The sequence below is a fragment of the Phyllobacterium sp. YR531 genome (genome assembly GCF_000282595.1).
In the GTDB taxonomy this organism is placed as follows: Bacteria; Pseudomonadota; Alphaproteobacteria; order Rhizobiales; family Rhizobiaceae; genus Phyllobacterium.
Genome location: NZ_AKIZ01000037.1, coordinates 289,793 through 305,240 on the forward strand (window position 1 = coordinate 289,793; position 15,448 = coordinate 305,240).

At 53.7% G+C, this 15,448-nt stretch carries 17 protein-coding genes; 14 read left to right on the plus strand and 3 right to left on the minus strand.

Annotated features, from left to right (window positions below):
• Positions 1-86 precede the first annotated feature (86 nt).
• Complete coding sequence (locus PMI41_RS21285) at positions 87-842, plus strand: IclR family transcriptional regulator (protein ID WP_008128307.1); 756 nt, start codon at positions 87-89, stop codon at positions 840-842.
• Here PMI41_RS21285 and pcaQ read toward each other — a convergent pair.
• Positions 839-1,753: a pca operon transcription factor PcaQ gene (pcaQ, locus tag PMI41_RS21290; protein ID WP_008128309.1), complete on the minus strand. Its 915-nt coding sequence runs from the start codon at positions 1,751-1,753 to the stop codon at positions 839-841. The genes PMI41_RS21285 and pcaQ overlap by 4 nt on opposite strands.
• Positions 1,750-2,517 (minus strand): helix-turn-helix transcriptional regulator, encoded by a 768-nt coding sequence (locus tag PMI41_RS21295; protein ID WP_008128313.1) that lies wholly within the window; start codon positions 2,515-2,517, stop codon positions 1,750-1,752. The genes pcaQ and PMI41_RS21295 overlap by 4 nt, the downstream gene beginning before the upstream one ends.
• A gap of 182 nt (positions 2,518-2,699) precedes the next feature.
• On the opposite strand from PMI41_RS21295, the gene PMI41_RS21300 reads away from it, so the two are divergent.
• The 13 genes from PMI41_RS21300 to PMI41_RS21360 all read left to right on the plus strand — a co-directional run bounded on the left by PMI41_RS21300 (position 2,700) and on the right by PMI41_RS21360 (position 15,276).
• Entirely contained in the window at positions 2,700-4,961 is a 2,262-nt protein-coding gene (locus PMI41_RS21300; protein WP_008128315.1) for a marine proteobacterial sortase target protein, read from the plus strand.
• Positions 4,962-5,014: 53 nt separating this feature from the next.
• Positions 5,015-5,563: a class GN sortase gene (locus PMI41_RS21305; RefSeq protein ID WP_157179459.1), complete on the plus strand. Its 549-nt coding sequence runs from the start codon at positions 5,015-5,017 to the stop codon at positions 5,561-5,563.
• Between the two features lie 108 nt (positions 5,564-5,671).
• Positions 5,672-6,484, plus strand: a complete 813-nt coding sequence (pcaD, locus tag PMI41_RS21310; RefSeq protein WP_008128320.1) for a 3-oxoadipate enol-lactonase — start codon at positions 5,672-5,674, stop codon at positions 6,482-6,484.
• A gap of 6 nt (positions 6,485-6,490) precedes the next feature.
• Complete coding sequence (gene pcaC, locus PMI41_RS21315) at positions 6,491-6,886, plus strand: 4-carboxymuconolactone decarboxylase (protein ID WP_008128322.1); 396 nt, start codon at positions 6,491-6,493, stop codon at positions 6,884-6,886.
• A gap of 9 nt (positions 6,887-6,895) precedes the next feature.
• A complete protein-coding gene (gene pcaH / locus PMI41_RS21320; RefSeq protein WP_008128324.1) occupies positions 6,896-7,636 on the plus strand; it encodes a protocatechuate 3,4-dioxygenase subunit beta in 741 nt (246 codons plus the stop codon).
• Complete coding sequence (pcaG, locus tag PMI41_RS21325; protein WP_008128326.1) at positions 7,636-8,250, plus strand: protocatechuate 3,4-dioxygenase subunit alpha; 615 nt, start codon at positions 7,636-7,638, stop codon at positions 8,248-8,250. The genes pcaH and pcaG overlap by 1 nt, the downstream gene beginning before the upstream one ends.
• A gap of 9 nt (positions 8,251-8,259) precedes the next feature.
• Complete coding sequence (locus tag PMI41_RS21330; protein WP_008128328.1) at positions 8,260-9,327, plus strand: 3-carboxy-cis,cis-muconate cycloisomerase; 1,068 nt, start codon at positions 8,260-8,262, stop codon at positions 9,325-9,327.
• Positions 9,317-10,486 carry a 4-hydroxybenzoate 3-monooxygenase gene (pobA, locus tag PMI41_RS21335; protein WP_008128330.1) on the plus strand — a complete coding sequence of 390 codons (1,170 nt, stop codon included), beginning with the start codon at positions 9,317-9,319 and terminating at the stop codon, positions 10,484-10,486. Before PMI41_RS21330 ends, pobA begins: the two co-directional genes overlap by 11 nt.
• A 248-nt stretch (positions 10,487-10,734) precedes the next feature.
• Positions 10,735-11,910 (plus strand): ABC transporter substrate-binding protein, encoded by a 1,176-nt coding sequence (locus tag PMI41_RS21340; RefSeq protein WP_008128332.1) that lies wholly within the window; start codon positions 10,735-10,737, stop codon positions 11,908-11,910.
• A gap of 26 nt (positions 11,911-11,936) precedes the next feature.
• Positions 11,937-12,800, plus strand: a complete 864-nt coding sequence (locus tag PMI41_RS21345) for a branched-chain amino acid ABC transporter permease (RefSeq protein ID WP_008128334.1) — start codon at positions 11,937-11,939, stop codon at positions 12,798-12,800.
• Between the two features lies 1 nt (position 12,801).
• Positions 12,802-13,809 (plus strand): branched-chain amino acid ABC transporter permease, encoded by a 1,008-nt coding sequence (locus PMI41_RS21350; protein WP_008128338.1) that lies wholly within the window; start codon positions 12,802-12,804, stop codon positions 13,807-13,809.
• Positions 13,806-14,576: an ABC transporter ATP-binding protein gene (locus tag PMI41_RS21355; protein WP_008128340.1), complete on the plus strand. Its 771-nt coding sequence runs from the start codon at positions 13,806-13,808 to the stop codon at positions 14,574-14,576. The genes PMI41_RS21350 and PMI41_RS21355 overlap by 4 nt, the downstream gene beginning before the upstream one ends.
• Positions 14,557-15,276 carry an ABC transporter ATP-binding protein gene (locus PMI41_RS21360; RefSeq protein WP_008128342.1) on the plus strand — a complete coding sequence of 240 codons (720 nt, stop codon included), beginning with the start codon at positions 14,557-14,559 and terminating at the stop codon, positions 15,274-15,276. Before PMI41_RS21355 ends, PMI41_RS21360 begins: the two co-directional genes overlap by 20 nt.
• Here PMI41_RS21360 and PMI41_RS25335 read toward each other — a convergent pair.
• The coding region (locus PMI41_RS25335; protein WP_040856137.1) for a hypothetical protein at positions 15,259-15,448 on the minus strand (190 nt) is incomplete at its 5' end. The genes PMI41_RS21360 and PMI41_RS25335 overlap by 18 nt on opposite strands.

The window sequence follows — 15,448 nt, forward strand, 5'->3', positions numbered from 1 at the left end:
CGTCAAACAGTTTGTGCGTTATTTGATTTTTGTTCGTATATCGCACAAACTGTGCTAGCTTTATGCTTCAGTTGGAGAGCGTCTTTATGCGTGAAACGGATTTTATAAGCGGCTTTGCAAAAGGGCTGCGCGTCATTGAGGCGTTCGGGGAAGCAACGCCCCGTCTGTCAATTACGGATGTGTCCACCATCACTGGACTTGAACGGGCAACAGCCCGTCGCTGTCTGCTGACCCTCTCCAAGCTTGGTTACGCCCATTATGACGGGAAATTCTTCACCTTGACCTCCCGTGTTCTGCGTCTCGGCCACGCTTATCTGTCGGCAACACCCTTGCCGCGTATCGTACAGCCATTTCTCGACCGTCTATCCGAGGCAACAGGCGAAAGTGCTTCTGTTTCCGTTCTTGACGGAAATGAGGTGGTCTATATTGCCCGTGCAGCCCAGCGGCGGGTTATGTCGATAAATCTGAGTCCAGGCAGCCGGCTGCCCGCATACTGTGCATCAATGGGACGCGTGCTGCTCGCTACCCTTCCCGGGCAACAGGCTCGCAACATTCTTGAGACCACGGATTTGAAAGCCAATACCCAGCACACCTTGACCAACATTGAAGAGTTGCTCAACGAACTTCAGCATGTTCGCGAACAAGGTTATGCGATTGTCGATCAGGAATTGGAAATGGGCCTGCGTTCAATCGCCATTCCACTTATAGGTGCCAACGGATCGACGGTTGCTGCCCTTAATGTGGGTACACAGGCTGTGCGCACGGAGCTGACAGAAATGGTCGGACGCTATCTGCCAATCATGCGCGAGACACAAGCAGCACTGCGGCTCGTCCTGCTTTAGGCTATGTCACGTGCTGTTTCCCTGATCGTCTGCATCAGGATGGAAAGCGGCAGTGAAGGAATTACTTCGGCACGAACAGTCAAACCAACGGGCCCCTTGGTGTCTTGCGTGTCAATATCGAGTGTTGCCAGCAGGCCGTCCGCCAGGTCATTCGCAACCACGCCAGCAGAGATGATCCAGACCGCATCGCTGATACGGACGAAAGCTCGCCCGAACGCATCGGAAACGGTTTCAATCTCAGTTGGCAGGCTGCCAATACCGTTGACGATAAGAAAGCGATCGACAAAGGGGCGGATGATTGACGCGCGTGTCGGCATGAGGAGCGGAAAATCGCTCAGCCGCGAAAAGACATTATCGCTGCCCAGCAAAGGATGTCCTGCCCGCACCGCAAACACGACCTGCTCGGAGTAAAGATGCTCGAAAGAAAGCCCTGTCATCTTCTCTGGCGCAGCAAGCCGCCCGACGACAAGATCAAGATCGCCTAGCCGCAACTGTTCCAGCAGCACCGAATTTTCACCTGTTACGATTTTGAGACGGCTTCCTGTCTTTTCTTTAAGAAACAGTTGCATGGCGCGCGGCATAATATGGGTCGAGACGGTCGGCAAGGCGCCTATGCGCACTGGTATTCCATCTCCGCTCAGCTCGCTTGATACGGAATCAACGCCTTGCCGCAGCGCAGTTATGGATGCACCCGCATGTTTGAGGAAAGCCTCTCCGTAGCGTGTAATGCGAATTCCGCGCCCATCCCGTTCGAAAACGGCCACGCCGAGCACGTCTTCGAGTTCCCTTATAGTCTTGGTAACGGCTGGCTGACTGATGTTGAGCTGGTCCGCCGCCTTCATCACGCTCTTCTGCCGCGCCACTTCAAGGAACGTAAACAGATGGCGAAACTTGATGCGGTTCTCGATCATGGCGCTGCGACACCCGGCAGGAACATGGCAAACGGCTCTTCCACAGTGCGCTTGAGATATGCCGCATAGGCGTCAAAACCTGGCTGGTCAGGGTTAATCCGTCCCAGCGGAGCATCCGCTAACGCCTTCATCGGAATAAGCACGATTGGTGCAGCTACCGGTGTCAATTGTGCACCGCGCCCTGCCTGCAATGTAGTCAAGATTCCATACATCTCGCCGGTAATCGAGGGCCGCGAAACGATAATCAGCCTTTGCTGTCCCGATGTGTTGGTCGAAAGATAAATATGGCCCGAAAGATTGGGAATGGATACAGTTCCCTGCTGGGTAAAAGCGGCGTCCAGCCTGTCTTTCTCATTGAACCTGAGATTGGATGCCGCCTCATTCCAGTGAATCTCGGTGCAATAAGCAAAGATTGCCTGCCGGTCGCCAAACGAAGGCCGGACGGTGAGATACAAGCCTTCAATCCAGGCGACCGACGCGCGTGAATAAGCGCCAAACTGCTCATCGGCGTGACCATTGGATATGGCAGCAACGTTATCCAGCGTTTCTGACACCCGCAGCCGCATTGCCAGGGCTTCTTCAAGCCGGATCGTCGTCGCCAGCGTGAATGGCCGGTGACCAGACAATGCTTTTTCCAATGTCGAAAGGCTGATCTTGGCCAGATCGGCAAGATATTGCCGCGACACTCTGCGGCGTGCCAACTCTTCACGTATCCGAGCAGCAACACCCCTGTTCTGTTTTTCAGATAGTTCGTCGCTGTCCATTATCCGCCCCGAATACGTCACGCACCGCACATTCCTTCACATATCCACACATCATGGCATCCGGCAAGGCGGTAGTTGACGCTCCCGTGCGGAACATCGCGGAACCTTACGCTGGCGGTAAAACGGCATGTGGATGAAATGAGGAAAGCTTCCCGATGGGAGCACCAACAGGAGCTTTCCCGATGAACTATCTAACGCTTAATCGCAAACACAGATCAATGCCCCGCTGGGTCGGTCGGAGTTGCCGGGCGATCGGCCTTATCAATATTCTGGTACTTCCATTGATTGCACTTGCAGCCGCCCTTTTCTCCGCTCTACCAGCCCGTGCCGAAGCATCAGCCGCGCAGCAATCGCAACTGATGACACTTGATGAAGTCAAATCCGGCTCGTTGCTTTTGAAGAGCTCGGAACCAGGCCGTTACGTGGAAGCGACACGCGTGGCAACAGATGTTGATATTGTTGTCAGCGGCCCGACTGCGCGTGCCCGCATCACTCAGATTTTCACCAATCCCTCCAATGGTTGGGTTGAAGCGGTCTATGCCTATCCATTGCCGGAAGACAGCGCCGTGCACGGCCTCAAAATGGTGGTTGGCAAGCGTGTTATTGTCGGCAATATCAAGGAAAGGCAGGAGGCCAAGGCAATCTATGAGACTGCCAAGGCGCAAGGTCAAAAAGCCAGTCTGGTGGAACAGGAGCGCCCCAATCTTTTCACAAATTCTGTAGCCAATATCGGGCCACACGAACAGGTCGTCGTGCAGATCGACTTTCAGGAGCCGATCCGCCTTTCCAGTGATATATTTTCCCTGCGTGTGCCACTTGTGGTTGCGCCACGCTACAATCCAGCGCCTTTAACGCAATCGGCAGATATTTCAGCAAATGGAATTGGCTGGGGTTCGGCTTCCGACCCGGTTCCGGATCGCGATAAAATTACCGCGCCTGTTCTTGATCCCCGTCTCAACGCTCCGGTTAACCCGGTCAGTATCAAGGTTCGCCTGCAGGCTGGGTTTGCACTTGGTGAGGTCAAAAGCCGGCACCATACGGTGAAAACAGAGAGCCTCAATGATCAAACGCAAGTCATTACTCTTGCCGACAATGCCCATGCGGATCGTGATTTCGAGCTGACCTGGACGCCCAAAGATAGCAAGGCACCTGCAGTCGGTCTCTTCCGTGAGCACGTCGGCAAGGATGATTTTGCCCTCGCCTATATTACGCCTCCTGTCATTGAACAGGAGAAAGACATACGCCCCCGAGAGATCGTGTTCGTTATCGATAATTCCGGCTCTATGGGTGGCTCCTCAATGGATCAGGCCAAAGCCAGCCTCGATTACGCCCTGAGCCGTCTCAAGTCTGCTGATCGCTTCAATGTCATCCGTTTCGATGACACGATGGATTTGCTTTTCAACGATACCGTGAGCGCCAACAGCGAAAACACCTCCAAGGCGCGCGCATTTGTCAACAATCTGCAGGCATCCGGCGGCACGGAAATGCTGGAACCCTTGCGGGCAGCTTTGAATGATCCCCGTCCAGCGGAACAATCCTTCATCCGCCAGATCGTTTTCCTGACCGATGGCGCAATCGGCAATGAACAGCAGCTTCTTGATGCAATTGCTGCCAAGCGTGGCCGGTCGCGGGTGTTCATGGTCGGCATCGGCTCGGCACCAAACAACTATCTGATGAACCGTGCAGCAGAACTCGGTCGTGGCAGCTTTACGTCCATAGGTTCCGGCGAAGAGGTCAATGATCGTATGCGTGACCTCTTTGCAAAACTCGAAAACCCAGTCGTAACCAATCTTGTCGCCAAATTCTCGTCTGGTAACGCAGATATGACGCCCGCCACCCTGCCGGATCTTTATCGCGGCGAACCTTTGGTCATTGCAGCGAAACTTGGTGCACCATCGGGAACGCTGACAGTCAAAGGCATGATCGGCAGGCAGCCTTGGGAGATGACAGTTCCCCTTGCCAATGCCGCAACAGGTGAAGGTCTGTCGAAGCTTTGGGCACGCCGTAAAATTTCTGATGCGGAAGTCGAGAGCACCCTCGGTACGATCACCACGGACGAAGCCAACAAGCATATCCTGAACCTTGCATTGGAGCATGGTCTTGTAACCCGGCTGACAAGTCTGGTTGCTGTAGACAAGACACCATCGCGCGATGCGGACAAGCCGCTGACACGTTCTGACGTTCCGCTAAATCTTCCAGCAGGGTGGGATTTCGACAAGGTGTTCGGGGAGCAAACACTACGCAAGGCAGATATGGAATCCTCCGGCGTCGAACAGATCGCCTACAGTCAGAAACCGGTTCTGGTGGAGAACGCACCAGCGCAGCTTCCGCTTCCTCAGACAGCAACCGACGCTGAGCTGCGAATGCTCGGTGGCCTCTTGATCCTATTGGCCAGTGCGGGTCTGTTACTCTTCAACCGCAAATCAGGACGCAATGCATCATGATCGCGGTTTCGCATAAAGATCAAAGCGGGGCGGTTTTCCGCCCTGCTTTGAAAATGGTTGCAATTATCGCAGCGCTGTTCGGCTTTGCTTTATTTGGTCAAGGTCTGTGGATCCATGCCAAGGCTCAGCTGGCCCAAATCCTGCTGGAGCGGGCATTCAGCGAAACGATTGCAACTGGCGAGCCTGTCAAACCATGGTCTTGGGCCGATACCTGGCCTGTTGCCCGCATCGATCTTCCCCGCTTGGGCGAAACCGCAATCGCATTGCATGGCGCAAGCGGTCAGGCTCTTGCCTTTGGCCCCGGCCATGTGGAGAGCAGCGCCGAACCGGGAGAAGATGGTACGGCAGTTTATGCGGCGCACCGCGATACCCATTTTGCGTTTTTAAGAAACATACGCGTCAATGACGACATCAAGGTCACGGGTAAAGATGGCAAAACTTTTCATTATAAAGTCGTTGGCACCGAAGTCGTCCGCTGGGATCATTCGGGGATTGATGTCAAAGCCAGCGGCAAGAATCTTGTCCTTGCCACCTGCTGGCCATTCGATAGCGCAACTTCCGGCCCGATGCGCTACCTCGTGAATGCAAGTCTTGTCGAATAGACTGCAAATAGGCCAATAAAAAAATAACCAATGGGTTATTGATTGAGCCCAAAAGTTCATTTTACAGAACCGTACGCACATATCATTTTGTTTGAAAGGGAGAGAGCCGTGCAATTTGCCGATGTAAATGGAGTAACGCTGCATTATCAGCTTATTGGCGGACCGGCATCAAAACCAGTCATCGTATTTGCCAATTCGTTGGGCACAGATTTTCGAATCTGGCGCGATGTCATCATCCGGCTTGCTGGTGATTTTGCCATTGTCACCTATGACAAGCGCGGCCACGGACTTTCCGGTGTCGGCACATTTCCATACAAAATCGACGACCATGTAGACGATCTGGCCGAACTGCTTGATTTCCTCAATGTCAAAGACGCTATTATATGCGGCTTGTCGGTTGGTGGTCTTGTTGCACAGGGACTTTATGCCAAACGGCCCGATCTCGTTCGGGCTCTGATCCTTTGCGACACTGCCCACAAGATTGGAACTGCCGATTTCTGGAATGAACGTATGGCCACGCTTGAACAAAGCGGTATTGAGAGCATCGCAGATACGGTGCTTCAGCGCTGGTTCACTCCACCTTTTCATCGCGATAGCAGCGCAGCTTTGGCTGGTTATCGAAACATGCTGATCAGGCAGCCATTGGCCGGATATGCGGGAACATGTGCTGCACTGCGCGATGCTGATTTTACGCAAGCTGCTAGCAGAATCTCAGTACCGGCGATTTGCATTGTAGGCGATCAGGACGGTTCGACACCTCCTGACCTGGTCCTGTCGCTGGCAAAACTGATCCCCAATGCACGCTACGAGGTAATCGAGAATTCCGGGCACATTCCTTGCGTGGAACAACCTGAAATGCTCGTTGCGATCATTCTTGCCTTTATCGACGAGTTCAAGCTTGGGGGAAAATCCAATGGTTAGTGTCAAATGAAAAGTCCTTCCGAGCGCTACAACAAGGGAATGGAAACCCGCCGATCTGTTCTGGGTGATAGGCATGTCGATAAGGCTGAAGCAAGCAAGACCGAATTTGATGTTCCCTTTCAGGATTTGATTACAGAAGCTGCATGGGGCCATGTCTGGTCACGGCCGCAATGGACCAAACGCGAGCGGTCAATCGTGACAATCGCTTTGCTTGCAGCGCTCGGACAGGACGAAGAATTGACCATGCATATTCGCGCAACGATAAATACCGGCGCGACCAAGGAAGATGTTCGCGAAGCCCTTTTGCACGTTGCCATCTATGCGGGCGTGCCTGCTGCCAATCACGCGATAAAACTGACCAAGCAGGTATATGAGGAACTAGAAGACGAACAGGCGGCATGAGGAGGAAACATGTCGAACAAGAAACCGGAAACCGGAGCATTTTGGGCACGGGATCACACACGCCATCCGCCCGCTCTTACACCAACCTATAAAACCAGCGTCCTGCGGTCTCCCCAGAAGGCTTTGCTTTCCCTTGATGGGACATTGTCTGAAATCACTGGTCCGGTCTTCAACCCGTCGATTCTCGGCGAGCTCGATAATGATTTGATCCATAATTATGCCGCACCGGGTGAATCCGCTATTGGTGAACGTATCATCGTTCATGGGCGCGTAGTCGACGAGCGCGGCAAGGGCGTCTCTGGCGCCCTGCTTGAGTTCTGGCAGGCAAATGCCGGCGGGCGCTACCGTCACAAGAAAGAAACATATTTAGCAGCCATCGATCCAAATTTCGGAGGATGCGGAAGAACCATTACCGATGAAGACGGTTATTACAGGTTTCGCACAGTCCGGCCGGGTGCCTATCCCTGGCCCAACGGCGTTAATGACTGGCGCCCCGCCCATATTCACTTCTCGGTGTTTGGTCACGGCTTTTCACAACGCCTGATAACCCAAATGTATTTCGATGGTGATCCGATGATCTGGAGTTGTCCGATAGTCAAAACAATTCCGGACAAGGCTGCCATCGAACAGTTGATTGCAGCGCTTGATATGAACAATACGATTCCCATGGATGCCCGCGCCTACAAATTCGACATAGTCCTTCGCGGCCGTCGCTCGACCCTTTTCGAGAACAGGCTGGAGGGCAACTGATGGCACAATCCCTTGGTATTCTGAAAGAAAGCGCGTCACAAACCGCAGGACCCTATGTTCATATCGGTTTGCTCCCCAACTTTGTGGATATTAAAGGCGTTTACGAGAGCGACCTCGGAAGCGCCATGGTCAATGAACAAACCAAAGGCGAACGTATCACTATTTGCGGCAAGGTCTTCGATGGAGCAGGAGCGCCGTTGCGCGATGCGTTGATCGAAATCTGGCAGGCGGATAGTCAGGGCTTCTACAACAGTCACTCCGAATTGCGCGGAACAGCCGATCCGAACTTTACCGGCTGGGGTAGACAGCCAACACATATGGAAAGCGGCGAATTCCGTTTTGAAACCATCAAGCCCGGCCGGGTTCCGTACAAGGATGGGCGCTTGATGGCACCCCATATCTCTTTCTGGATCGTTGCCCGAGGCATCAATATCGGCCTCCATACACGCATGTATTTCGGCGACGAGGAACAGGCAAATTCAGAAGATCCCCTGCTGGCCCGTATCGAACATAGAGTCAGGGTTTCAACGTTGATCGCGTCACGTGAAGGAAACAATTACGGTTTCGACATCTACCTGCAAGGCGACAGGGAAACTGTTTTTCTCGATATCTGAAAGCTGGACATGAGTGCATCTCCATTCGACCACCCTTTCCTGTCCGGTCTGTTAGGCGATGCGGAAGCGTCAAGCCTGTTTACGGCGGAAGCGGATATGCGAGCCATGCTTGCATTCGAATCTGCCTTGGCACAGGCTGAAGCAGAAGCCGGGCTTATTGGTCGAGATGCCGCTGACTGCATCACCACGATCTGCCAATCATTTGCGCCAGATTACGAGGCGCTCAAGCTGGCTACCGGTAAAGATGGCGTTGTGGTACCGGAACTTGTCAATCAATTGCGCAAGGCAGTGGGAAAAAAACATGCCCCATCGGTCCATTTTGGCGCGACGAGCCAGGATGTGATCGACACAAGCCTGATTCTCCGGCTCAAAACCCTTAGCCGTATCCTCGATACGCGGTTGGAGGCTGTGATTTCGGCTCTGTCACATCTTGATAAAAAGCATGGGGCAAAGGCTTTGATGGGTCGCACACGAATGCAACCCGCCATACCAATCAAGGTAACAGATCGCATCGACGCATGGCGCGATCCTTTGATCCGCCATCGCGAGCGACTCATTATCCAGTCTCAAGCGCTCTTTATCGTTCAGTTGGGTGGTGCAGCAGGAACGCTGGATCGTCTCGGAAGTAAGGCCGTTACTGTACGCACAAACTTGGCCCGCACGCTCAAACTTGGTGATGCACCACAATGGCATAGCCAGCGTGATCGGCTTGCCGAATTCTCCAGCCTTCTGTCGTTGATCACTGGAACACTCGGTAAATTCGGTGCGGATATTGCATTACTGGCCCAGCTTGGGGAAATCGTTCTTGATGGTGGGGGCGCGTCATCCGCCATGTCCCATAAACAGAATCCCGTGGCAGCAGAACTCCTTGTGACATTGGCCCGGTTTAATGCGGTTCAGCTCTCCGGCATGCATCTGGCACTCGTACATGAACAGGAGCGCTCGGGTTCGGCATGGTCGCTCGAATGGATGCTGCTTCCACAAATGGCCATCGCAACTGCAGCTTCTCTGAACCTCGCGCTGAGTATGTGCAGCAATATAAAGTCCATCGGGCGGAGCGGCAGCGATGCGCACTAAGATCGTTATCATCGGCTCCGGACCAGCGGGATTGTTGCTGGGTACGCTGCTGACCCGCGCTGGAATCGACAACATAATTCTCGATCGCGTAAGCAAGGATTACATCCTGCACAGGGTTCGGGCTGGTGTTCTTGAAGAAGGCACGGTCGGTCTCATCGACAAGGCCGGAGCAGGCAGGCGCATGCATGCGGAAGGCTTGGCTCATGAGGGTTTTTCGCTCGCATTCGGTGGTCAAAATCATCGAATCGATTTGCACGCACTCACCGGCAAGCGGGTCATGATTTATGGCCAGACAGAGTTGACCAGCGATCTTATGACAGTGCGCGAAGCCGCTGGATCAACGACGATATATGACACCATCAATGTTAAGCCTCATGGGTTTGACAGATCCTCCCCCTACGTCACTTATGAGAAGGATGGCACCACACATCGAATTGATTGCGATTACATCGCCGGGTGCGATGGATATCACGGCGTCAGTCGCAAATCGGTTCCACAGGATGCAATCCGGACTTTCGAACGCGTGTACCCTTTTGGCTGGTTGGGTGTTCTTGCCGAGGTACATCCTGTTCGCGACGAACTCATCTATGCAAGCCACGAGCGGGGATTTGCCCTGTGCTCAATGCGCTCGCTCACCCGCAGCCGATACTATGTGCAATGTCCGCTTGATGACCGAATAGAGGATTGGTCGGACGACCGTTTCTGGGACGAGCTGCGTCGCAGACTTCCTGTAGAAGATGCACAGGCGCTTATCACGGGCCCATCCTTCGAAAAATCCATCGCCCCACTTCGTTCTTTTGTTGCCGAACCGATGCGTTTCGGGAGGCTTTTTCTTGTCGGCGATGCCGCACATATTGTACCGCCTACCGGCGCAAAAGGGCTCAATCTTGCTGCAAGCGATGTCCATTATCTGTTTGAAGGATTGCGGGAATACTATCTGGAAAAATCACCAACAGGGCTCGATGCCTACTCCGGCAAAGCTCTGGCCCGCGTGTGGAAAGCTGTGCGGTTTTCCTGGTGGATGACAACCATGCTTCATCGCTTTCCTGAAACAGACGCCTTTAGCCAGCGTATTCAGGAAGCGGAGCTTGATTATCTCATACAGTCATCTGCCGCCAGCGCGTCCTTATCGGAAAACTATGTCGGACTGCCCTATTAGAGAGATCAATAATGCATAACCTTCAAGTGATGGACAAAAGAGATATGATCGTTATCGAATGCCGTGAGTAAGGTCTTAAAATCACAAATTACATATGCTTTTGGTTATTTATTGAATCGAACTTTTCATTTTACACCCGCCCGCAGTCTGCGACATTAGACTGGGAGTATTTGAAGTTGCATGGCTGTCCGGGAGAGGCGTAAGCCTGATAAACACTAAATATAAAATCGGGTTCCAGGGAGGAACGAATGAAGAAAATTATCATCTCTATGGTCGCAGCCATTACCATGTGCAGCGCCGCCACAGCCGACACTATCAAAATTGGTGTTGTCGGGCCGTTCTCAGGTCCGTTCGCGCTTCAGGGCAAAAATTTCAAGGCCGGCATCGACGCCTATATCGCCACCCATGGCGCTGGCAAGATCGGCGATAATGATATTGAGATCGTCTATCGCGACGTGCCGCAGGCTGACCCCGCCCAATCGAAAGCCTTGGCCCAGGAACTCGTTGTCAAAGAGGGCGTGCAATATCTCGCGGGTTTCTATTTTACACCCGATGCGATGGCGGTTACCCCTTTGCTTGAGCAGGCAAATGTACCCCTTGTCGTGATGAACGCGGCAACCTCGGCAATCATCACCAAGAGTCCCCTGATTATCCGCACATCCTTCACCACATGGCAGACATCTGCTCCTATGGCAAAAGTTGCAAAGGAGCGCGGCATCAGCAAAGTCATCACCGTCGTCAGTGATTATGGACCGGGTGTTGATGCTGAAAATGCTTTCAAGACCACGTTCGGTGCTGAAGGCGGCACAGTTGTCGAGTCGATCCGCATGCCGCTTGCAACAAATGATTTCAGCCCGATCATGCAGCGCGTGAAAGATTCCGGTGCGGAAGCAGTCTTTGCCTTCCTGCCTTCCGGCCCAACGACCCTTGGCTTTGTCAAAGCCTATAATGAAAACGGTCTGAAACAGGCTGGTGTCCAGTTTCTTGCACCCGGAGATTTGACACAGGAGTCAGACCTTCCCGCTCTTGGTGATCCTGCGGTCGGCATTCTCACAACGTTCCACTATGCCGTTTCGCATGACTCGGCCGAGAACAAGGCATTTGTCCAAGCTGCTTCCAAAGCGATCGGCAATCCCGCCGAACTGTCGTTTCCATCGGTCGGCGCCTATGACGGCATGCATGTGATTTACAAGATGATCGAAGCGACCGGTGGCACACAAGATGCGCAAAAAGCAGTCGACGCGGTGAAAGGGCTGGCTTGGGAAAGCCCCCGCGGACCAGTACAGATCGATGCTCAAACGCGTCACATAACGCAAAACATCTACCTGCGCGAAGTTGCCAAACACGAGGATGGAACCTTTTATAACAAGGAAATAAAGACCTTTGAAAAGCAGGGGGATCCCGGCCTTGCAGCAGTAAAGTAATGTCCGACGAGGCAGGATAACATCATATGCAGACCGTCTTCAGCATAGCAATCGATGCATTGGCCTACGGCATGGTGCTCTTTGTGATTTCTATCGGCCTGTCGGTGACCATGGGCCTGATGCGGGTCGTCAATCTCGCCCATGGTGCTTTCGCTATGATAGGTGGTTACATCGCGTCCTATGCCGTGCGCGATCTTGGCCTTGCTTATGGCTTCGCGGTGCTTCTTGCCGTCTTTGCCACGATCATCATCGCAATTCCAGTCGAACGCCTGCTCTATCGCCGTATCTATGGCGCACCGGAACTGACACAAGTCCTGATGACAATAGGGATTACGTTCTGCGTCATCGGTATTGCGAATTATGTCTTCGGTCCCACACTGAAAACAATCCCCCTGCCGGAGCATTTGCGCGGACCCATCGATCTTGGTTTCCGGTCTATCGCTGCGCACAAGCTTTTCGCCATTGGCTGCGGTGCCGCCGTGGCACTGGGCCTTTGGTACCTGATTGAGCGCACCTCCTTCGGCGTCAAGTTGCGCGCTTCCGTGGACAATGCATCCATGGCTGCCGCCCTCGGCGTGCGCACGCAAGTCGTCTATGCTGCGAGCTTTGCAATCGCCGTCGGCCTTGCTGCCTTCGGAGGTGTTGTCGGTGCCGAACTTCTGCCAATCGAGCCCTACTACGCCCTGCGCTATATGGTGACCTTTCTGGTTGTGGTTTCGGTGGGAGGCGCAGGGTCCATTCCAGGTGCGTTGCTGGCCTGCCTCCTGCTCGGGGGCATCGACACGACGGGCCGTTATCTCATGCCGGAATATGGTGAGTTCTTCTTCTATCTGGCTGTGATTGTCATTGTCAGCTTCTTCCCGCGCGGCTTGCTCGGAAAGGCAAATTGAGATGACTGCAGTCAATGAAATACCATTGGCAACTTCTGCCCCAACCGGTCACGGTCACCTTAAACGCGATCTGATCGGCCTTGCCATCATCTCATTGTTTGCAGTCCTTGGTTATCTGGTTTTTCCGAATAATCTTGCGCTGCTGACCCGCATTATCGCTATTCTCCTGCTGGTCTTGTCGCTTGATCTGGTGACGGGTTACTGCGGTGTCGCAACGCTGGGCCATGCGGCGCTCTTTGGCTCCGGGGCCTATGCAGCTGGCATTGCTGCCGTGCATTTCGGCATTACCGAGCCAATTACCATGGTTGTGATAGGTGCCGCCGCCGGTGCCGTAGCGGGACTTTTATCAGGCGCAATCATTCTCCGCGGGCATGGCCTTTCCCAGCTGGTACTTTCCATCGCAATCATTCATTTGTTTCACGAAGCAGCCAATAAAGCCTCGACCTATACGGGCGGCAGTGATGGCCTGTCAGGTATTGCGCCTGATGCGGTGTTCGGACTGTTCCAGTTCGACCTTTGGGGCCGCACGGCCTATATTTTCGGCATCGTTCTTTTGCTTGTCGTTTTCATGCTTCTGCGCCAGTTGGTACAATCCCCATTCGGCATGCTGTGCAGGGGCATCAAGGAAGACCCGGTTCGCATCAGCGCGATGGGAGCTTCCGTACGTGGAACGCTGCTCAAAATGTACACAATCTCCGGGGCAGTAGCAGGTGTCGGCGGCGCGCTTACTGCCATCTCCACACAGGTCGTAGGGCTCGACAGTCTGAGCTTCACCATGTCCGCAGAGGCGCTGGTCATGCTCGTTCTTGGTGGCACGGGATCACTCTATGGCGCGTTCATCGGAACATTTGTTTTCATGTTTTTCGAAGATTTTGTCTCCGCTGCAAACCCGTTCCATTGGCTTACGCTGGTAGGCGCCCTCCTCATCGCGGTAGTGCTCTGCGCACCTCGCGGCATTTACGGGACAGTTGTCGAACGCCTGCCATCCCTGTGGAGACGCCGGTCATGAGCGCGGATTTTGTCTTCGAGGTGGATAACCTCGAGAAGAATTTTGGCGGCCTTGCTGTTACCCGCAATGTCACACTTGCCATGCGGCCCGGCGATCGGGTCGCGCTGATCGGTCCCAATGGCGCTGGCAAAACCACATTCGTCAATCTCGTAACAGGGCATTTGAAACCGGACTCAGGCAAGGTCAGGCTTGGCGGAAATGATGTTACACACTTCAAACCAACGCAGCGCGTGCACCATGGCCTCGTGCGTTCATTTCAGGTGACGCGTCTTTTTCTTGACATGACACCCGAGGAACATATCGCTCTGGCAATTTTACAACGCAGCGGCAAATCCGGTCGAATGGCCGGAAACTATATATCTCACCCAGGCATGCTGTTTGAGGTCGATGAACTTCTTTCCACCTTGGGCCTTACGGCGATGCGGCATATGAAGGTTCGTGAGATTGCCTATGGGCAGCAGCGTCTTCTGGAGATCGCCCTTGCCATGGCGCTTCGACCCAAAGTTCTGCTGCTGGACGAACCTGCTGCAGGTGTTCCGCAAAGCGACACAGGCCGGATCGAAGAAGCCTTGTCAAAACTGCCCGGTGACTTGGCAGTCCTCATGATTGAACATGACATGGACCTTGTTTTCCGTTTTGCCAAAAGGGTGATTGTCCTTGCAGCGGGCGAAATCATCTTTGATGGGTCACCAACGGATGTAACGCGCGATCCACGCGTTCGTGAAGCATATCTTGGGAGCTATGGTCATGACCGCAACGTCGCTTGACGTCAAAGGCCTCAATGCAGGTTACGGACCCACCCGCATTCTGGAAGACATTTCCTTTTCTGTTCCCTCCGGTTCGCGTATGGCAGTGCTGGGACGTAATGGCATGGGCAAGACAACACTCTTCGCAACGCTTGCCGGACAGACGCGCCGCTATGTTGGCTCTATACGGCTTGGCGACGCGAATATCGAAGCGCTGGAAAGCTCTGCGCGAGCCCTGAAAGGTTTGGGTTACGTCCCACAGGCGCGCTGTATATTCCCCTCGCTGACTGTCGAGGAAAATCTCTTTGTCGGTTTGAAAAGCCGCCCGCAATCCGCGCTGGAAGAATCTTATGATATGTTTCCACGCCTCAGGGAGCGCCGTAAAAATCTTGGCTCCCAGCTCTCTGGGGGCGAGCAGCAAATGCTCTCTACTGCGCGATCAATATTGGGAAAACCGAGCGTTTTATTGCTGGATGAACCTCTGGAGGGACTTGCACCCGTCATTTGCGAAGAACTCATGGCAGCATTTGCACGCCTTGCCTCCAGCGGGGAAATGACCATTCTTCTGGTTGAACAGCGCATCCAAAGCGCACTCGACTTTGCCGAGCATGTGCTCATTCTGGAACGCGGTCGCGTGGCATGGCATGGCACCAGTGCAGAACTGAGACAACAGGGCGATACAATTGAAAGACTGCTTGGCGTCTCAGGTCTGGCTCATTGAGGCATACGCCTTTCCTCCCGCAAGGAAGATCAACTGCGTAAATCCCTGCATAATTAGCCCTTCCAGAAACTTATCCAACAGCATCAGCACTGATTTATTCTTTGCGTGCCTTCCCGCGGGGAACTGCTTCCGGAGCCGTTCGAAGTTGGGGAAGGATGGGCGCCTCCGATGG